The sequence below is a fragment of the Sorangium sp. So ce362 genome, from assembly GCF_051519845.1.
GTDB lineage: Bacteria > Myxococcota_A > Polyangia > Polyangiales > Polyangiaceae > Sorangium.
Genome location: NZ_CP150332.1, coordinates 3,649,747 through 3,669,814, shown reverse-complemented (window position 1 = coordinate 3,669,814; position 20,068 = coordinate 3,649,747). Strand labels below are relative to the sequence as shown.

Genomic DNA, 20,068 nt, shown 5'->3' with positions numbered 1-20,068 from the left:
TATATAAAGGGTGCGGGCGCGGGGTTTCCTTGAAACCGCGCGCTGCCGCTCGACGCTGTCGGGGAGGAGGCGATGAGCGCGGCGCGCAGCTCACACCGCTGCTCGCGAGAACGCCGCCAGCGCCCGGGGCCGCTCGCCCGTCGCCGGGGCGATGGGCGCGAGCGGGACTCCATCCCGGTAGATCACCCCATGACCGAGCGCGGCCGGGATGCGGGGCCCGGGCGTGACGATGCCCACGAGGTTCAGCGGATCGCACGCGCTCAGCTGGACGATCTCGCCGGACGGGGGCGCTCGCCGGACGGCGCGGAGCGCGTCGAGCGCCTCCGGCAGCGCGAAGTGCTCGCCCACGAAGCCGGCGATGAGGTGGCCGCCGCGGAGCTCCCCCGCCATCTCGAGCCGCCGGTAGACCCGGAGCAGGTCCCTCCACGCGGGGGGCCGCGGCTCGCGCGCGAGCAGCTCGCGGCAGACCACGCCGTAGCGGCGGAGGTACTGGTGCGCCAGCGCCTCCACCACGTCGGGGCCGTCGGTCCCGTCCCCGGCGGCGCCGGTGGCGGGCGCGGACGCCTCCGGGCGCGCCCGCAGGAGCGACCACCTGCCCGACGCGACAGGGCCCGCCCGGCGCGCCCCGCCCCGCAGCCGCCCGGCGCCCAGCGCGACGGACGCGGCGCCGCCGCCGAGCAGCGAGCGCAGCGCCGCGAAGCCGTCGCCGGTCACGAGCCCGGCGGCGACGAGCTCCCAGAGCACCTCCTCCACCTCGGACCGGGACCGGCCCGCGCCCGCGACGATGTCCTCGAAGAACGACGCGCCCGCGCGCGACAGGAACGACAGCACGCCCTGCGCCGCCTCCGAGAGCGACGCCGGCGGCGGCTCGCCGTCGGCCTCCCGGGGCGCGAGGAGCCACGGGAGATCGCGGCGAAGCGCGAGCGTGATCGGCGCCGCGCGCGTGGGCGCCGCCGCGTCGCGCGGGACCACGCGGCCCCAGGCCACCTCGCCGGACAGGCAGAGCGCGTCGAGCAGCCCCTCGTCGTAACCGGCCACGCGCGCGGGCAGCACCTCCCGCTCCCACGCCCCGGCGGCGAGCTCGAAGCCCTGCAGCTGCTCGATCACCCGCCCGAGGCCCCCCGGCCCGCGCGCCTGGGTGCCCGGCGCCACGCCCTGCCACGCAAGGAGGAACCGGAGGAGCTCCGCCGCGGTCGCCGGCTCGATCGCCTTGCGCAAGCCCGTGACGGTGCGGCGGTGGATGCGGGCGAGGAGGCGGCGGTCGCACCACTCGATCGACAGATCGCACGGGTCGCGCCGATCGCCCGGCGCGCCCGCCTCGCCCGCGCCGGCCTGCGCCGGGCGCGCCGGCGCGCTCGACCGGAAGCGCCCGCGCAGCGCGCCGCCCGCGAGCTCGATCCGCGCGAGCGCGGACAGCGCCTCGTCCGCGGGCACGTCGAGCCGCCGCGCGAGCTCCTCGGTCGAGACCGGCCCCGCGGCGCTCAGGAAGCCGCGCACGAGGGCCGTGATCGCGGCGCCGCGGTCAGCCGGCCCCGCGGCCGAGCGCAGCGCGGGCGGCACGGCGACGTCGGGCGCGAACACCGCCTCCGGCCAGATCGCCTCGACCAGCGGCCGCCGCTCGGTCGCGACCCAGCGCGGCGCGCGCGGCGAGCCCGCGCCCGCGCCCGCGCCGGTCGCGGCGCGCACCTCCGCCGCCCGCCCCGCGGCGCAGAGCGCCTCGAAGAGCCGCGCGAAGCCGCTCCGGCCCCCCTCCTCGGCGGGGAGCGCGACCCGGTCGAGCAGGAGCTCGTGCAGCTCGTCCGCGTCGCGCGCGTCCGGCCGCGCCTCGGCGATCACCTCGGCGATGACCTCCGGATCGAGCCCGCCCAGCCGCTCGGCGACCTCCGCCGGGAGCCCGCGCCGCACCCGGACCGCGCGGGCGCGCCGCTCCTCCAGCGGGGCGTCGTCGAGGAACGCGTAGGGGTTCGCGTTCAGGATCTCGTGCGAGAAGACGCTCGGCTCCGGCGTGTCGAGCGCCACGACCCGGATCGCCCCGCTGCGCAGGCCGACGAGCAGCCCGCGCAGCCCCTCGACATCCATCAGCTCGGTCAGGCAGTCGCGCAGCGCCTCGCGCACGAGCGGGTGGTCCGGCGGCTCGACGTGCGCGAAGAGCCCGTGGTTGTCCTGGCACCCCTGCTGCTCGGGGAAGATCGAGAGCAGCAGGTCGTCGGCGCGCATGCGCTGGAGCGCCGGCGGCACCCGCCGGCCCCCCCGGAAGCGGAGCAGCGCCAGCGCGCGGGACGCGGCCCAGCGGAAGCGCGTGCGGAACATCGGGCCCTGGAGCGCCGCCTGGACGAGCACCTCCTCGAGGCCCTCGGGGCGGACGAGATCCAGCACCTCCTCGATCGGGATCCCGTGCTCCGCCGACAGCGAGAGCAGCACGCCGTCGTCGGTCGCCGCCGCCTGGAGCTCGAAGTCGAACGAGCGGCAGAAGCGCTTGCGGAGCGCGAGCCCGAGCGCGCGGTTCACGCGGCCGCCGAGCGGCGCGTGGACGACGATCTGCTGCCCCCCGGCCTCGTCGAAGAAGCGCTCGACCACGACGGTCGCCCCGCCCGGGACCGCGCCGAGCGCCGCGCGCCCCGCCTCGATGTAGTCGCGCACGAGCAGCGCCCCGCGCGCGTCGAGCGCGCACGCCTGCATGAGCCAGCGCGCCGCCCGCGATCGCGCCGCGCGCGCGTCCTCGCCGCCGCCCTCGCCGCGCGGAGCCCCGGGCCGCGCGCCCTCGGCCCGCTCTTCCTCGAGGCGCGCGGCGACCTCGGCGCGGAGCGCGGCGACCTCGGCCGAGAGCTCCGGCGTGCGCGCGGGCGCCTCCCCGAGCCAGAACGGCACGGTCGGCGCGGCGCCGTGGGCGTCCTCGACCCACATCTGCCCGCCCTCCAGCCGGAGCACGCGCCACGACGTGTTGCCCAGCAGGAACACGTCGCCGCCGGACGACTCGATCGCGAAGTCCTCGTCGAGCGTGCCGACCTTCGTGCCGTCGGGCTGGAGCACCACGTCCACGGCCGCGATGTCCGGGATCGCCCCGCCCGACGTGAGCGCCGCGAGCCGCGCGCCGCGCCGCCCGCGCAGCCGCCCCCCGATGGCGTCGCGGTAGACGAGCGCCCCGGCCCGCTGCCGCGCGCCCCGGGCGGCGGAGGCGCCCTCGTCGCCCGAGCCCGCGGCGCCGCCCGACACCATGGCCACGACCGCGTCGAAGTCGCGTCGCGACAGGCCTTCGTACGGCGCGGCCCGGCGGACGAGCGCGTAGAGCCCCTCCTCGTCCCGCTCCTCGCACGCGCACGCCGCGATGATCTGCTGCGCCAGCACGTCGAGCGGCCCCTCGCGCGACGCCATCCGGTCGAGCTCGCCGCGCCGCGCCGCGCGCACGATCGCCGCGCACTCGACGAGCTGGTCGCGCGTCAGCGGGAAGAGCCGCCCGCGCGGCGTCGCGGCGAGCGCGTGGCCCGAGCGGCCGATGCGCTGGAGGGCGACGTTGATCGACCGCGGCGAGCCCACGAGGCAGGCGAGGTCGACCGCGCCCACGTCGATGCCGAGCTCGAGCGACGCGGTCGCGACAACGACGCGGAGCTCCCCCGCCTTGAGCCGCCGCTCCGCCGCGAGCCGCCGGGCCCGCGAGAGGCTGCCGTGGTGGGCCGCCACGACGTCCTCGCCGATCCGCTCGGCGAGCGCGTGCGCGACCCGCTCGACGAGGCGGCGCGTGTTGACGAAGACCAGGGTCGACCGCGCTCCCGCCGCGAGCGCCGCGATGCGGTCGTAGATCTCGGTCCACTGCTCGTTCGTGCAGACCGCGCCGAGCTCGTCGCGGGGCACCTCGACGGCGAGGTCGAGGTCTCGCCGCTGCCCGACGTCGACGATCCGGGGCAGCTCGCGCGCGCCGGCGACGAGCCGGGCGGCGACCTCGATCGGGCGCACCGTGGCGCTGAGGCCCACGCGCTGCGGCCGGGCGCCGCCGCGGCTGACCACAAGGTCCTCGAGCCGCTCGAGCGTGAGCGCGAGGTGGGCGCCGCGCTTGTCCCCGGCGATCGCGTGGACCTCGTCGAGGATCACGGTGCGCACCCCGGAGAGCGCGCGCCGCCCCGACTCGCTCGTCAGCAGGATGAACGCCGACTCCGGCGTGGTGACGAGCACGTGCGGCGGCCGGGCGGCCATGGCGCGCCGCTCCTGCGCGGGGCTGTCGCCGGTCCGCACGACGGCCCGGATGCCCGGCGCGGGCAGGCCCGCTTCCCGCATGGCCGCCGAGATCTCGGCGATCGGCTGCTCGAGGTTGCGGTGGACGTCGTGGGAGAGCGCCTTCAGCGGCGAGATATAGAGGACGTCGGTGCGGTCCTCGAGGGCGCCCCGCGTCGCGTCACGGACGAGCCGGTCGAGGCAGAAGAGGAAGGCCGCGAGCGTCTTGCCGGCGCCCGTCGGCGCGCTGATCAGCGTGTCGTGTCCGGCCGCGATGACCGGCCAGGCGCGCTCCTGCGCGGGGGCGGGGGCGCCGAAGCGACCGCGGAACCACCGGTCCACGACGGGGTGAAACATCCTGTCGAGGGTAGCCGGGGCGGCCGTGGGGCGGAAGCGGGAGGGCGGGAGGAGAGGAGAGGAGAGGAGAGGAGAGGAGAGGAGAGGAGAGCGCCGGGCGGCCGCTGGGCCGGGACGACGAGGCTCTCGGAGGCCGACGACGGCGTGCTACGCTGGACACCGTCGTGAGGGTGCAACGCGCAGTCGTGATCAGGCAGAGCGCGGACAGCGAGGCGCCGGCCAGGCCAAGGCTGACCCTCGCCGGCTGGACCTGTTTGCCGGAAGACGAGCCGGGCGAGCTCGTGGATGGCGTGCTCGCGGAGGAAGAGGTGCCGGACGCGGTTCACGAGGTCATCGTGACCTGGGTCATCGGGGTGCTCCGGAGCTGGCTGATCTCGCGGGGCGGGCTTGTGCTGGGCTCCGAGGCGAAGTTCGCCGTGACCTCCTCCTCCGGCCGGAAGCCCGACGCCTCCGCGTACCTGCCTGGGAGCCGCAAGCCGCCGCGCCGCGGCGTGATCCACGTCCCGCCCGACATCATGGTCGAGGTGATCTCTCCCTCGCCGCGCGACGCGCGCCGGGACCGCGTGGAGAAGCTGCACGAATACGCGCGCTTCGGCGTGCGCTGGTACTGGCTCATCGACCCGCAGGCAGCGACGCTCGCTCTCCTCGAGCTCGGCCCGGACGGCCGCTACGTGCACGCGCTCGCCGCGGCGGACGGCGTGGTCTCCGGCGTGCCGGGCCTCGAGGGGCTCACGCTCGACCTCGACTCCCTCTGGAGCGAGGTCGAGCGGCTCGGCCCTGAATCCGGCGAGGCGCCGCTCGGCGCGCGAGAGACCGAGTAGCGGCAGCGCCGCGCGGTCACTTGCTGGCCGCCGACACGCCGGGACCGACGGGTGGATACTTCTGGAGCTCGGGAGTGCGTTCAAGCCGCGTCGACAAGCTGACCAGGCCAGGGTGACGCGAAGCCGGAACGATCGACGCCAGCATGGACTGCGTGAACTGCCACGCCACGGCGGCCGAGATGGATGCCTGGCAGTGCAGAGCCGAAAACACCTCCGGCCTGCGCTGAACCTCGCCCTCCAACCCCGAATACGCCGCCAGCAGCTGGCCCGTCACACGCTCCAACCACGGCTCGTACTGCGCCTCCCTGGGACGGAGATTCCGCTCATAGATCAGCTGCACGCTCTTCTCACAGGCCGCCAGCGCCAGACCTACAGCCCGGAACTCATGCTGTCTTGCCATGGGATCTGCGGACCACAAGGTTCTTCCTTGCGTCGCCGAGGCCTCGATGAACTGAAGAATCAAGGACGAGTCCATCAGGATCTCGCCATCGTCGCAGACGAGCGTCGGCGCCTTCACAACCGGGTTGATACTCTGGAACTTCTCGAACGTAGCGAGCACCGAGACCGCCTCGTGCTCGAACGGGACGCGGAGACACTCCAGAGATACGGCAACCCTCCTGACATACGGCGAGTCAAGCATTCCTATCAATCGCATGAGTCTCTCCTTCGGCGGCCAACGTCCGGCCGGCCGGCCGCGCCGCGCCGTCAGCGCCGGCCGCGACCCTGCCGCGCCGCGCGATCCGCCTCTTCTTCCTCTTCCTCGCCGCGCGCCTCGGACTCGGCGCCGTCCTCGTCGAGCGGCGCGATCCGCGACCGGCGCGCCGCGTCTTCCGGCGGCGCCGGCGGCGCGCTGCCGCGGATCTCCTGCGCGATCCGCGAGAGCACCGTCGCGACGCCCTCCTCGACGGCGTGCCCGAGCTCCTCCGCGCTCCGCTCGAGGCGCTGCTTGCGCTCGAGGCGCTCGACCCTGCGCTGCTCCTTCAGCCGCCGCTCCTGCTCCCGCCGCGCCCGCGCGGCGCTGCGCTCGAGCTCCCGCCGGAGCCGCCGCGGGGACACGTCGCTGGAGAGCGCGGCGCGCGCATGGAAGGCGAGCCCCAGGCCCCACGCGAGCAGCGGCCAGAAGAACCACCACGGCCCGGGCGTGAGCGCGTTGACCGCGAAGAGGAACGCGTTCACGGCGACGAACGAGAACAGGTGCGAGCGGAAGCCCCTGCGCCGGCGCGCGAGGATCTCCGCGCGCGCCTCCTCCTCCCCCCGGACATGCTCGACGTCGCGCGACGCGGCCTCGATCGCGTCCCGCGAGATGCCGATCTCCTCGGCCGCCGCGACCAGCTCGTCATGGCTGACGTCACGCGCCTGCGCGTCCCGCAGGGCGCGCCCCAGGATGGCCCGCACCTCGGCCTCGGTGTACCGCCGCCCGCTCTGCCTGTCCGGTTTCGCCATCGCTCTCTACCTTCGCCGCGCGCGCGGAGCATACGCTTGACCGCGTGCGGCCGCGCCGCTTCCATGGGCGCAAGGACCTCATGAGCAGCGACACGGCCCTACGACGCGTGGGGATCACCATCCGCAACAAGTGGACGCTGGAGCGGCTGCTCGGCGCCGGCGGCATGGCCGCCGTCTACGTCGGCGTCCACCGCATCGGGCGCCGCGACGCGCTCAAGATCCTGCACCCCCAGGCCGCGAAGTCGAAGGAGATCTGCGACCGGTTCGAGCGCGAGGCGCAGGCCGCGAACCGCTTCCATCACCCGGGCGCCGTCGAGATCCGCGACATCGACGTCGCCGAGGACGGCGCGCCGTTCCTGGTGATGGAGCTGCTCGAGGGCGAGTCGCTCGCCGAGCGCGAGCGCCGCCTCGGCGGCATCCCGCTGGGCGAGGTGCTCCGCTTCACCGCGCAGGTGCTCGACACGCTCGGCGCGGCGCACGCGCAGGGGATCATCCACCGCGACATCAAGCCGCCCAACCTGTACGTCGTCCGCGACGACGCCGCGGCCACGCCCCTGCCCGGCGGCGGCGTGCGCATCAAGGTCCTCGATTTCGGGCTCGCGCGCATCCGGCAGGACTCCAGCCTCCAGGGGGAGCTCACGCGGATGGGCCTCGTGCTCGGCACGACGCCGTACATGCCGCCGGAGCAGGCCAAGGGCCGCGACATCGACACCCGCGCCGACCTGTTCGCGGTCGGCGCCACAATGTTCCGCCTGATCGCCGGCCGCCACGTGCACGAGGCGAGCACCGACTTCGATCTCCTGCTGAAGATGGGCAGGGAGCCGGCGCCGCCGCTCGCGCCGCTCGCGCCGCTCGCGCCGCGCGACGTGTGCCTCGTCGTCGACCGCGCGCTCGCCTTCGACCGCGACCAGCGCTACCCCGACGCGCGCCGCATGCTCGAGGACGTGCTCGCCCTCCTGCGCGGCGAGCCGCCCCCGTACGCGTCGCGGTTCGCGCACGCGCTCGATCCCGACGCGATCACGCTGCACGGACAGCGATCACCGGCCGCCTCGGACGAGGACAACGGGCCCATCACGATCCCGACGAGCCCCGCGAGCCGCCCGACCGTCGCCGACGCCATCGCCGTCGACTGGAGCGAGGATCCGTCCATGAGCGGCAACTCGGTCACCGTCGAGTGGGACGGCCCCGCGAGCGTGAGGGAGGACTCGATCGCTGTCGACTGGAGCGACGAGCCGCAGGACGCGGCCGCGCCCGCGTCGCACCGCGCCCGGCGCTGACGGCCCGGGGCCCCTCAGGCCGCCCCCCGGCGCCGCCGCAGCCCGAGCATCGCCATCGCCAGGAGCGTGGCCAGCGATCCCGCGGTCGTGGTCGCGCCGCCGCCCGCGACATCGCAGCCGCAGCCGTCGCCCTCGGCGACCACGCTGGGGCCGTCGGTCGGCGCGTCGGCCCCGCCGCTGCCGCCTGCTCCGCCCTCGCCGCTCGGGGCCCCTCCCGCACCGCCGGCGGCGCCCTCGCCGCCGACGCCGCCCTCGCCGCCGGCGCCGCCCTGGCCGACCGGCGGCGCGCCGCACCCGGGCGCGTCGGGGACGAGCGCGCCGAACGGCTTGTTCTCGATGCCGCGGACCTCGATGTCGTCGATCTCCCAGCCGAAATCGCCCGCGTAGGCGTCGGTGCCGATGCGGAAGCGGACCTTCACCGTCTTGCCCGCGAACGCGGCGCCGAGATCCAGCGTGACCGGCTCCGGATCCGGCCAGGCCTCGTTCGCGCCGACGAAGCCCTGCCGGCCGGCGAGCGGGTTCACGGACGGCTCGTCGACCGTGTTGCCGATCGCGCCGCGGTACCCCGGGGCCGCATGGACCGCGACGTCCTCCCACGTCGCGCCGTCGTCGTCGCTGATCTCGATGAGCCCGCCGTCCCAGTAGATCGCCGCCTCGGCCTCCGTCTCCGGCGAAATTTCGAACGAATACCGATGGTTGAACGCGATCACGAGCGGCTCGCCCTCGCCGACCGAGAGCGGCGGCGAGACGAGCTGCGTGTCGGAGAGGCCCGAGTAGTCGACGCCGCGCCACGCGTGGTTCGTCAGGTCCGTCTTCTCGCGCGACCAGATGGCGTCCGCCTCCTCGCCCTCCTTCGCCCAGACGGGCGCCTCGCTCTCGACCGAATCGACGGTCGACGCGCCCGGCACGTCGTCGACGTTGAGGCGCGCCCCGGCGACGCCGAGGACCGTCGTCTCGCACGCCCCGTCGGCGGCGATCTCCACGTGGAGCTCCAGCGTCTCGATCCCCTCGGCGGCCTCGTCCACGCTCAGCTCGACCTCGATGGTCCTGGCCCCGAACGGCGGCACCTCCGGCACCGCGAACGTGGTCCCGCCCGGGAACGACACGTGGCCGTTCGTCGTGGAGACGGTCGCCGCGGCCCCGACGAGCGGCACGGGGCCCGCGTTCCGCACCTCGAGGGCCACCCGGCCGCGCTCGCCCGCGTCGAGGAGGCCGTCCTCGTCGCACGCCTCCACGCCGTCGTCCGGCTGCCCCACCGACACCGCGCTCGACGGCTTCAGCTCGAACCCCTCGACGACGCCGGCGAAATCGCTCGAATCGCGCGGCGCGGACACCGCGCACGTCCCCGCCCCGCGCCGCGCGAAGCCGGCGGCGAGCGCGAGCATGTCGGCCTCGCTCCGCGCGTACGCGGCCGCGAGCAGCGCGTCCCGCTGCTCTGTGTAGGTCGCGTCGGTCGGCGCGAGCTTCATCCCCGCCACCACGATGTCCGACATGAGCCGCCGCGCCTCCTCGTACGTGTAGACGCGGCTCCCGTCCTCCTCCCGCGTCAGCAGCCCCACGTAGGCCTCGAACAGCATGAGCGCCCAGACCTCGCCGGCGTTGTGGACCTCGGAGTTCGGCAGCCCGAGGCCCTCGGACAGCGGGTGCTCCGGGAGCGCGACGCCATCGGAGATGTGCCTGAACGTGAGCCCGTTCTTCGCGAAGTCGACCGTGTAGGGCGCCCGGCGGCCGCCGTAGTAGGCGCTGTCGCCGCTCTCCTCCGCCGCGTAGATCGCGGTCGCGAAGGTCCCGCCGAGGTCGTCGTCCTCGCGGAGCGCCATGTGCAGCGCGATGAAGTCGCCCCAGCCCTCGCTCTGCGCGTCGCACTGCGCGGTGCCGCACCGGGTCAGGCGCCGGTGGATGAAGTGCCCCCACTCGTGGGCGGTGACCGTGTTGTCGATCGTGCCGTCGCGCACGAGCCCGAGCACGCGCTCCATCGCGGCCGTGACCGGCCCTTCCAGGAGCGCGGCCTTGAGGCGGGTCCCCTCCTCGAAGGACGTGGAGAGCACCGGGAGGGTCACTTCGACGTCGGGCGCGCCGTTGGACATGCCCGGCGCGGGGTCGCCGGGCGTATTGTTGGCGAGGACGAGCGCGACCGCGCCGGCGGCCTCGGCGTTCACGGCCTTCTGCTTGAAGGTGCAGCCGCCCCGGTCAACGAGCAGGATCTTGCCAGCGACGTTGGAGAGCGGCGCCTCGCACCCGTCCCGGGTTCCATCCACCGCGTCGTCGGGGGTGGCGTCGACGCCGTCGTCGACAAGGACGATCTCGGCGGTGACGTTGAAGCTCGCGGCCCCGAACTCGGCCGTGTTGGTGCTCAGGCTGGCGCCGCCCGGATCGAGCGTCAGCGTGCGCCGGAGGTCCTGGCTATTCCACAGGTACATCTGCATCCGCGGCGAGGCGCCGTCGGACATCGCGGTCATGTTCGCGTTGTTGCGGTTGGCGTCCGGCATGCCGGCGCCGTCCTGCGCCTCGGCGTGCATCGGATCGCCGCCGAGGCCGCCGCGGCCCATGTTGTCCTGCTGGGCGTTGCCGGCGGCCTCGTCGAACCCCGAGTCGTAGTACCAGTCGTGCAGCCAGTTGTTCACGTAGAACAGCTGGGTCACGGCGGCCATGATCTGCGTCTCGCTCGACACCGGATCGAGCAGCGGATCGTAGACGTGGTCGAACGTCCTCGCTGCGGTGAGGGTCGCCCGGAGGTCGCCGTTCGAGAAGCCGTCGGGGTCATTGTGGTCCGCGTAGGCGTCCACGTTGTTGCCGAGGGTCTCGACCGCGCCCGGCGGCAGCCAGGGGTCGACGGCGCCGCCCGGGCCCTTGTTGAACCCCTCCATCGAGACGAGCGGCGCCGGGATGAACGCCGGCTGGGACCCGTCCGGCATGCCGGTCGGGTGCGGCAGGAAGTCGGCCTGGGGCCCGTCGAGGGGCCGCCCGTCGCCCGTGGTCTCGGCCCAGACGCGGTAGGTGAACGCGTCGCTGTCGACAAGGTTGCGGCGGTAGAGGATGCGCCCGTCGTCGGCCGCGATCACGTAGTCGTAGGCGTCCGAGGAGACCGACTTCACCTCTCCCGAGATGAACTCGACGAAGTACGCCGGGACCAGCGTCTCCGGCATCGGGAAATAGACCTTCTTCACGCGGGCCGGCTCGACGAGGTGGAGGCTCGCGGCCCGGAGCGCGCCGCCCGGCGCGAGGTCGAAGGTCTGGTAGTCGCCTGCGGGGCGCTGGAGATCGACGACGCCTCGCGGCCCCGGGTGGATCCCGTAGAGGTCCTCGAGCGCCCGCGCGAGCGCCTGCCCTGGCGAGAGGCGGAACGCGCGGCGGCCCGAGCGCGCCTTCGCGGCCACGGCGGCCGGGTGCAGGTTGCCCGAGATGGCCACGAGCTCGAGGTTCTGCCGCATGAGCACCTTCACCTCGGTCTGGAAGAGGTCGACGCCGTCCACGCGCTGCCGCAGGACGACGATGACGGGCCCCTGACCCTGGTCGTGGACGTGGACCCCCTGCGCCGTCCCCAGCGCGGCCCGGGTGAGGCCGTAGGCCGCGGCGAAGCGGCCGAGGTGGAGCCGGGCGGCGGCCTCCGGGGTGCCGCCTGCGACGACGGCCGCCGCGGCCCCGGCCGGCGAAGCCCCGCTGGCGGCCCACAGGAAGGTCGGGGCGCCGCGCTGCTCGTCGATGGACGTGACGATCCCGCCCGCGCGCGCGGCGCGAGCGCCGGCCGAGGCGCGCGCGTCGGCCAGGGCGCTCGCCGCCTTCGGCGCGCGCAGGTAGGCGTCGAGGTCGGGCCGCTTGCCGGGGTGCGCGTGCGCGAGCGAGCCGGCGAAGAGGGCGAGCGAGAGCGTGAGACCGCGAATGGAACGCTTCATCCGATCTTCTCCGTGCGTGACTGGACAGCGGTCCTGCCGCTGGATCGCGTCGTTCCCCGGGGGAACCGGCCCAATGAATGAAGATCCCTTGATAGACGTTCCCGCCGCACGAGGGAAGCCGCTCGGCGGCTCCGGACGGGTCTTACCCCGGCTCCAGAGGCCACGGCGGAGCGAGGCGGCAGCGGCAGGCGGGCTCTGCGCTGCCGGGGCGAAGCCAGGGCGAAACGAGGCCTGTGCCGCGCGCGGAGCGGCTTCCTTGGGGCCCTGGCGGTTTGTCTCCTTCTCGCCGGACCGCCCGCTCTAGGATGCGCCCGACATGCTCGGCGAAGCGAAGCGGATCTACCTGGCCACGCGGAAGAAGCACGATCAGCTCTTCAACACCTACGTCATGCGCCCGCTCGCCGGCGGCGTCGTCGCGCTGCTCGCGCCGACCTCGATCACGCCGAACCAGGTCACGCTGCTCAACCTCGCCGTCTTCGTCGTCGCGGCGGCGTTGCTCGTCGCGCTGCCCACGACGGCGGGGGGCCTCATCGCCATCGGCGTGCTCGAGCTGAGCTACCTCCTCGACTGCGTCGACGGGATGCTCGCGCGCCACAAGAAGATCGCGTCGAAGGAGGGTCACCTCTTCGACTTCTTCACGGACGAGCTCAAGGCGGTGCTCCTCGCGGGCGCCCTCTCGGTGCGCTTCTTCCACGGCGGCGGCCTCGGCCTCGACGGCGGCCTCTGGCCCGCGGGCGACCCGCGCTTCCTGCTCGCCGGGGTCGTCGGGGTCGCGGTGATCGCCTCGGCGATCTCGCTGACGAACTTCGTCCGCCGCCCGGAGATCAGCGGCAAGGAGACGTCGGTCTCGGCGTACTACGAGACCGCCTCCGAGGAGCGCCCCCGGTCGCCCGCCGCCCGCGCGGCGGCGCTCGTGACGACGTTCCTGCGCTTCTTGAACCACTATCCGAGCCACATCTGGGCGTTCGCGCTCGCGGACCGGCTCGACGTGTTCTTCTGGATCTATGTGCTGATCAACGGCCTCTACCTGGCGAGGGGCTGGCTCGGGCTGCTCCTCAGGTTCGGGCGGCCCTAAGAGCGCCGAACAAAACCGGACCGAGCCAGGCAGCCGAGGGTGGGTGCAGCGCTAGGCGCGACGAGGAGCCCTACTGAAGTAGGGCGACGAGGAGCAACGACGCGATGCGCCCGCTCTCGGCTGCCTGGCGACGGGAGGTTTTGTTCGGCGCTCTAAGCACCGATCACGTTGATCGAGCGAGAAATGAACCGCCAAGGGGCCAAGGACGCCAGCATCCTGTTCTCTTCTTGGCGTCCTTGGACCCTTGGCGGTTCGAAATTCTGCTCTCTATCTGGCGGTCTCAACCCGCTTGTCGCTCTGGTACCGCGTCGCCCGACGAGGGGGCCCGGCTCCGGCTTGCCTTCGCCCCTCGCCCTCGGTAGCGTCGGCCGCGGGTAAACTTCTCGTGGCAGCCCCGATCGTCGTCGACATCGCGTCGGGCCCTGCCGTGCACGGCGAACTCCCGGCGCTCCTCGTCGAGGCGTGCTCCGGCGCCGCCGGGGGCGGCAGGTGCGCGCTCGGCGACCCGAAGCGCACCGGGACCCCGATCCGGGCGCTCGCCGTGGTCTGGCTGGACGGGCCGGACCATCGCCGCTTGCGGGTCGACGTCGCCTCGCTCGGCGCCCCTGAAGGCACGCTGTCATCGCGCGAGATCGAGTTCCGCGAAGAGGATCCCCTGCCCGACCGCTACCGCACCGCCGGGCTCGTCGTCGCGGCCCTGGCGGCGGAGCGCGCCGCCGCCCCGGCGCCGCCCGACCCACCTCCCGCGCCGGAGGACGTCGAGCCGGCCGCGGGCGCGCCGCCGCCGCGCCCGCTGGGCTGGTTCGTCGGCGCCGGCGGGCTCGCCGGCAACGGGCTCGACGGCGGCCCCGCCCGCGCCGGCGCCTGGATCATGGCCACGGCGCTCGACCGGCGCTCGGGGTTCTTCGGGGCGCTGTCGGCGTCCTATGCCACGGCCCTGGGCGAGCCGGCGCCGGGGGTGTCCGTCCAGTGGCTCGCGCTCGGAGGCGGCGGCGGCATCGCCGCGCCGATCGCGCCGCTCGACGCGCTCGCGCGGGCGAGGCTCGAGGGCACCGTCGACTGGGTGATGGCCTCCCCCCGCGACCCGAAGAAGCCGGAGGAGACCGGGCACGGGTGGGCCTTCGGGACCCGCACGGCGATCGATCTCGTGTGGCCCGCCGAGGGCAGCGTCGCTCTCCTCGGCAGCGCCGAGGCGTTCGTGAGGATCCATCAGACCGACCTCCACGTACGACCGAAGCCCAAGGCGACGCTGCCGAAGGGCGGCTTCACGGGGATGCTGGGGGTGCAGCTACGCCTCCGGTAGGGCGGCGGCGCGGCGGGCATCCAACAGGGCGGCGGCGCGGCGGGCATCGAGGAAGATCCGCGGCTCAGCCTGCTTTCGGACGGACCGGCTACTGCACAAGCATGGGAACCGTCGAGCCACGACCCGCAAGCCGCCGGCTCAGGCTCGTCTCCACCGGGGGCGCCGAGCCCCCCGCGCCCGCGCCCGCGAGCGACGAGGAAATCCTGCTCGCCTTCCAGCGAGGCGAGCGAGGGATCGGGCTGCGCCTCTACGAGCACCTGCTCCCGATCGTCGACCGGACCCTGTACCGGATCCTGGGTTGCCGCGAGCAGGACCATGCCGACCTCGTGCAGGGCGCGTTCGAGCAAATAGTAAGCACACTCACAAAACGCCGGTTTGCGGGGGAGTGCAGCCTGGCGGGCTGGGCGGCCGTCATCGCCTGCCACGTCGGGCTGAGCGCGCTGCGCGCCCGCCGGCGCGAGCGCAGGGTCATCGATCGCGCGCAGGGGCCGCCGGAGCTCGACGCCGGGGCCGAGGCGCCCGCGCGCAGCGCCGACCCCGAGCGGGAGGTGAGCGCGCAGCGCGATCTCGAGGCCCTGCGCCGGCACCTCGCGGCGATGGACGGCGACCGCGCGACCGCGCTGCTGCTCCACGCCATGGGCTATTCACTCAAGGAAATCGCGGATTTGACCGGCGTCTCCGTGGCCGCGGCCCAGTCGCGGCTGTCGCGGGGGCGGCGGGAGCTCCAGGCGCGCTGTGAACCCGACGCGGCGGCGCAACGCGACCCCGCTCGATCCGAGGAGCCACGATGAAGCAGGACGACGTTGACGCCGCCCCGGAGGATCGCGCCGCGGCGCCGGGCGTGGAGGCCTCGCTGCGGGCGCTTGTCGAGCAGCCGGTGCCCCCGCTGCCCAGGGCCCAGGCGAGGTACCTCCAGCAGCGGATCGCCGGCCGTATCGATCAGCTCGCAGCGGAGGCGGCGGAGCGGCGCGCCCGCGTCGCCCGGCGGAGGCGCTCGGTCCTCGCCGCGACCGCGCTGGCGGCCGCGCTCGCCGCGGCGGTCGCCGGCGTCTTGATCGGGGTCCGGGGGCGCGACGCCTCGCCCGCCGTGGCGCAGGTGACGGCGCTCCAGGGCTCGGTCGAGATCGCGGCCGGCGGCGCGACGCGCTCGCCGCCGTCGCTCGCCCTCGTGCCGCTCGCGAGCGACGAGGAGCTGCGGACCGGCGAGGGCGCGCGGGCGAAGGCGTCGCTCGCGACGGGCACGACCGTCGAGGTCGGGCCCTCGACCCGCGTGAGGTTCGCGCCGGCCGGGGACGGGCGCGCCCGATTCGGCGACATCGTCACCCTCGATCAGGGCCGGATCGCCGTCGAGGTGCCGCCGCTGCCGGCGGGCGTGAGCCTGTCGGTGCGGACCCTGGACGCCGTGGTCACGGTCCACGGGACGCGCTTCTCCGTCGAGCGGCGGCCCGGCGCGGCGGGAGAGCCCGCCGAGACGCGCGTGTCGGTCGAGGAGGGGCGGGTCGCCGTGCATCGCGGCGTTGTCGAGCGTTTCTTGAGCCCGGGCGAGACGTGGTCGTCCCTCGGCGACGAGCGCCGGACGGACCGGCCCGCCGGGGGGCGGCCGGGCGACGCGCAGGCGCCGCCGCGCGAGGCCGAGCAGGACAGCGCCGCCCGCGAGGGCGGCGGGGGCAGCCGAGGCGGCGAGGGCGGCGGCGTCGAGGGGGAGCCGCGCGCGCCGCGCGAGGCCCCGGCGCGCACCTCGCTCACGGCCGAGAACGAGCTGCTCCAGAGCGCGATGGCGGCGCGGCGGCGGGGGCAGCCGAGGCGGGCGATCGAGCGGCTCGACATCCTCCTCGGCCGCTACCCCGACTCGCCGCTCGCCGAGATCGCCCGCGTCGAGCGCCTGCGCGCGATCGAGGCGCTGGGCGACAAGGACCGGACCGCCGCGGAGGCGCGCCGGTACCTCAGGGACTACCCGCAGGGCTTCGGGCGCGAGGAAGCCACGTCCGCCTCCCGCGCCGGCGGCGCTCGCCCGTGAGCGCCCGCGCGTGACAGCCGCCTCTTCGATGTCTCGCGACAGCCGCTCTTCGATTTCTGACAAACCCTGCCTGCTCTCGGCGCCTCCGGCGACTTCCACTTCATCGAGGAGATCATTGCGCCGGCGATCGGGTTCGCCGGCCGCGCTCCAGGTCGTGCTTGCTTTCGAGCAGGAGGATGCCGATGCGTTCGTTCGTGTTGACAGGGTGGTTCTGTGGTGGGCTGTTGTCTCTCGCGGTCGTCGGCTCGGCCTGCACCGGGCTGACCACGGGGCTCGCCGGCAGCAGCGTGGTCTCCGGGGATGACGGGGATGACTGCGTCCCGTCGGACGAGGGGGGGAGCGCGCCCGCGCCGAGCTTCCCGGGGTCTGGCACGTGGGGCGCCGGCGATCCCATCACGGCGGACCTCGATCCGATGTCGTGCGGGGCGAGCCGCCGGGGCATCCCGGTGGACGGGACCGCCCAGGTCGACTGCTATTATACGAACAGCGACCCGACGACCCCGATGGCGTTCGTCGAGCGGGTCGTCGAGATCGCCGAGGGCGACGAGCTCGTGCACGTGCGGCTGACGCTCAACCCCGCGTTCGTCGACAACACGTACGGCGCGACGGCCGTCGGCTGGGGCGGCGACCCGCAGCCCGGCGACCCGCAGCCCGGCGACAAGCCGAAGCCCGGCGACAAGCCGAAGCCGAAAGGCCATGGGGGACACACGTTCAAGGATCTCGTGGGCAGCGACAAGGCCCAGTTCCAGATGACGGACGGGAGGGGCGAGCTCGTGCTCGACTTCTTCGTCGACTATCTCTCGGCCGCCGAGGCCATGCCCTCGGGCTACGGGTCGCTCGGCGTGCTCGGCGGAGAGGGCAAGATGCTCCTCGGAGACCCGGGCGCCATCGTCGCGGCGACCACCTCGCTCGACCGCGATCTCAACGCGTGCGGGTACGGCGCGTACGTCGTCGACTCCCCGGAGACGGACGAGGAGTACACCCCCAACCCGGAGACACCGGGCTGGGATTACCGCGTCGTCTATGACGTGTGGGTGAGCGCCTCCGCTTTCGGCGCGGCGGGCTTTGGCGACGCGACAATCAGCTACGTGCACGCGTCTCCGAGCAAGTACCCGTCGGACACGCTCACCGTGACGCCGGGGCCGTGCATTCCCTCGACGTGCGAGGGCGAGGACCCGCCGGCCGGCGACGGGGGCGGAGCTCCAGGGGAGGATGCGGGCGGGGGCGAGGCCTGCAAGGAGTCAGGTGGAAAGTGCACGGCGAACGCGGACTGCTGCTCGGACAGCGACGTGTGCTCGAGCGGCGTGTGCCAGCAGCTCGAAATCCCCCAGTGAGACAGTCTTAGGAGGCCCTCAGCCTCGGCGACGCCGCCGGCGCGGTCACGCTCGTGTCGACCCTGAGCGGCTGGGGAGGCGTGGAGATGCTCGCGCCTCTCGTGGCACGGGTGGGCGGCGACAGCGCGCTCGTCGCCGTGGCCGATGCCCTGCACGGAGCGAACGAGTGGCTCGCGTGGATGGAGTCCGGTGGGGCTGATGCGATGTCCGATCGAGAGCATCGGTGGCGAAACCTCGCGGTCGGAATGACCGAGAATGCGATAGCCAATGTCGTCGTCGACGCAGCGCGGTGGATCGCGCGGCTCCGCGCTCGGCGACAGTCGCCATCGCGCTCACGTGTCGCTCGTCTCGGCGCCGCAGTCCGTGGTGAGCGCCACCATTCCACGAGGACCGGGCGATGTGCGGGAGCGGACCGCCCCCGGCGCGCGCCCCGCCGAAAACTGGCCCCCCTCCCCCGCCTGTGCATTACGGTCTGCCCGCCATGGACACGCCGCCCCGACCGTGCGCCGCAGCTTCACCCGCGGCGCGCCGCCCTGCGTTCGCGTTCCTCGCCCTCGCCGCGCTCCTCGCGGGCTGCGGCCAGTCCCGGTCCAGGAGCACCCCCGACTCCCCGGTCGAGGCCCAGGGCGACGGCGCCAAGGAGGCCTCCGCGCAGGGCCCCGCCTCCACCGCGTCTCCCTCTCCCCCGGGCTCCCCCGCCCCGGCCGAGGACGAGCCGCCGCCCGGCCAGCCCGCAGCCCCGCCCATCGTCTCGCTGAGCGGCGTCTCCACCCCGCCCCTGCCGGCCCGCGAGGGCAGCCCACGGCTCGCCAGCATCGCGATGCTCACCCGCGTCTACGCCCGGCCCAGCACCGACGCCAAGCGCGTCGGCTTCCTGCGCGCCGGCGCGATCGTGGAGATGGATCCCGAGCCCGCCGGCACCGCCGGCTGCCCCGGCGGCTTCCGCAAGATCAAGCCGTTCGGCTATGTGTGCCTCGGCCCCGACGCGACGCTCGACCTCGATCACGAGATCGTCCGCGCCGCGGCGCGCCGCCCCGACGTCACCCACAAGCTCCCGTACATGTACGGCACCGTCACGCGCGGCGGCCCCGTCTACGCGCGCATCCCCTCCCAGGACGACGTCGCGCGCTTCGAGCCGGGCCTCAAGAAGCACCTCGACCGCTGGGCCAAGGACGAGGAGAGCGGCGCCACCTACGGCCTCGACGTGTGGCTCAAATGGAGCGCCGAGCCCGCCCCGCCCGCGCTCGACGCGCTCGCGCAGCGCATCACCGATCGCGAGATCCCCTGGTTCCTGCGCGACGGCCGGCGCGCCCCCAACCTCTCCGGCCTCATCAAGTCCGACGACGCCGTGAAGATCGACGAGGTCTCGCGGCGCAACGGCATGGCCTTCATCGAGTCGTTCCTCCACGAGGGCCGGCGCTACAACGTCACAACCGATCTCCGCGTCATCCCCGCCGACAGGTTCCGCCCCATCCGCGGGTCCGACTTCCACGGCGTCGAGATCGGCAAGGACATCGACTTCCCGTTCGCGCTCGTGCGCCGCCAGGGCGGCAAGCGGTGGCGCGTCGAGGGCAAGAAGCTCGTCGACGGCGGAGAGCTCGAGTGGCGCTCCGCCGTGCCCCTCACCGGCAAGCAGCAGTTCTTCGGCGGCAAGCTGCACTACGAGACAAAGGACGGCGACTGGGTCGACGATCGCCACGCCGGCCGCATCGACCCCGCCAAGAAGATGCCCGCCTGGGGCAAGAACGGCGAGAAGTGGCTCGACATCAGCCTCACGAAGCAGGTGCTCGTCGCCTACGAGGGCACGAAGCCCGTCTACGCCACCCTGATCTCCAGCGGCGAGGCGGGGCTCGAGGACCACAAGTCCAGCACCGCGACAAAGCGCGGTATCTTCCGTATCCACACGAAGTACACCTCCATCACCATGGACTCGGACGCCGTCGGCGAGGAGTTCGAGCTGCGCGACGTCCCCTACGTGCAGTACTTCGAGGAGGGGTATGCGCTCCACGGCGCCTACTGGCACGACAAGTTCGGCCGCCCCAAGAGCCACGGCTGCATCAACCTCTCTCCGGAGGACGCCCGCCGCATCTTCTTCTGGACCGAGCCGGCCGTCCCGCCGGGATGGCACGGCGCGGCGCGCTCGCTGACCGGAACGGTGGTGTTCGTGCACCCCTGAGCCGCGGGGCGCCCGGAGACCGCGCGCCCCGCGGCCGGCCGCCGCGCTCGCTTGCATCCCCGCCCCCGCCCGCGCGTGCGCTTGAGGAGCAGGACAGATCGATCGCGGATCACACTTCGCGCGACTGCCGGCTCGAACAGCAGCAGAGTCGTGGTAGCGTCCGGCC

12 protein-coding genes are annotated in these 20,068 nt (G+C 74.2%); 8 read left to right on the top strand and 4 right to left on the bottom strand.

What is annotated here, in order from left to right:
- Positions 1-90 precede the first annotated feature (90 nt).
- Complete coding sequence (locus WMF17_RS14450; protein ID WP_437650010.1) at positions 91-4,563, bottom strand: DEAD/DEAH box helicase; 4,473 nt, start codon at positions 4,561-4,563, stop codon at positions 91-93.
- 185 nt (positions 4,564-4,748) lie between these two features.
- Here WMF17_RS14450 and WMF17_RS14445 point away from each other — a divergent pair, with 185 nt between their 5' ends.
- Positions 4,749-5,384, top strand: coding sequence for a Uma2 family endonuclease (locus WMF17_RS14445; protein WP_437650008.1), 636 nt, complete (start codon positions 4,749-4,751; stop codon positions 5,382-5,384).
- Positions 5,385-5,400: 16 nt separating this feature from the next.
- On the opposite strand, the gene WMF17_RS14440 is transcribed toward WMF17_RS14445, so the two are convergent.
- Together WMF17_RS14440 and WMF17_RS14435 are read right to left on the bottom strand one after the other, a co-directional pair.
- On the bottom strand, positions 5,401-6,039 hold the full coding sequence (locus tag WMF17_RS14440) for a glutathione S-transferase (RefSeq protein WP_437602625.1): 639 nt from the start codon (positions 6,037-6,039) through the stop codon (positions 5,401-5,403).
- A gap of 50 nt (positions 6,040-6,089) precedes the next feature.
- Positions 6,090-6,827, bottom strand: a complete 738-nt coding sequence (locus WMF17_RS14435; RefSeq protein ID WP_437650006.1) for a 2TM domain-containing protein — start codon at positions 6,825-6,827, stop codon at positions 6,090-6,092.
- Positions 6,828-6,907: 80 nt separating this feature from the next.
- On the opposite strand from WMF17_RS14435, the gene WMF17_RS14430 reads away from it, so the two are divergent.
- Positions 6,908-8,104: a serine/threonine-protein kinase gene (locus tag WMF17_RS14430; protein WP_437650004.1), complete on the top strand. Its 1,197-nt coding sequence runs from the start codon at positions 6,908-6,910 to the stop codon at positions 8,102-8,104.
- A gap of 14 nt (positions 8,105-8,118) precedes the next feature.
- Here WMF17_RS14430 and WMF17_RS14425 read toward each other — a convergent pair whose 3' ends face one another.
- Positions 8,119-11,997: a M36 family metallopeptidase gene (locus WMF17_RS14425; RefSeq protein ID WP_437650003.1), complete on the bottom strand. Its 3,879-nt coding sequence runs from the start codon at positions 11,995-11,997 to the stop codon at positions 8,119-8,121.
- Between the two features lie 316 nt (positions 11,998-12,313).
- Here WMF17_RS14425 and WMF17_RS14420 point away from each other — a divergent pair, with 316 nt between their 5' ends.
- From WMF17_RS14420 to WMF17_RS14395, 6 genes are all read left to right on the top strand, one after another.
- Complete coding sequence (locus WMF17_RS14420) at positions 12,314-13,072, top strand: CDP-alcohol phosphatidyltransferase family protein (RefSeq protein ID WP_437650001.1); 759 nt, start codon at positions 12,314-12,316, stop codon at positions 13,070-13,072.
- A gap of 385 nt (positions 13,073-13,457) precedes the next feature.
- A complete protein-coding gene (locus tag WMF17_RS14415) occupies positions 13,458-14,375 on the top strand; it encodes a hypothetical protein (protein WP_437649999.1) in 918 nt (305 codons plus the stop codon).
- A gap of 101 nt (positions 14,376-14,476) precedes the next feature.
- Positions 14,477-15,166 carry an RNA polymerase sigma factor gene (locus tag WMF17_RS14410; RefSeq protein ID WP_437649998.1) on the top strand — a complete coding sequence of 230 codons (690 nt, stop codon included), beginning with the start codon at positions 14,477-14,479 and terminating at the stop codon, positions 15,164-15,166.
- Entirely contained in the window at positions 15,163-16,392 is a 1,230-nt protein-coding gene (locus tag WMF17_RS14405; protein ID WP_437649996.1) for a FecR domain-containing protein, read from the top strand. Before WMF17_RS14410 ends, WMF17_RS14405 begins: the two co-directional genes overlap by 4 nt.
- A 182-nt stretch (positions 16,393-16,574) precedes the next feature.
- Positions 16,575-17,726: a hypothetical protein gene (locus WMF17_RS14400; RefSeq protein ID WP_437602617.1), complete on the top strand. Its 1,152-nt coding sequence runs from the start codon at positions 16,575-16,577 to the stop codon at positions 17,724-17,726.
- 481 nt (positions 17,727-18,207) lie between these two features.
- The gene (locus WMF17_RS14395; RefSeq protein ID WP_437649994.1) at positions 18,208-19,902 is read left to right on the top strand and encodes a L,D-transpeptidase; all 1,695 of its coding nucleotides are present in this window, start codon (positions 18,208-18,210) and stop codon (positions 19,900-19,902) included.
- Positions 19,903-20,068 lie beyond the last annotated feature (166 nt).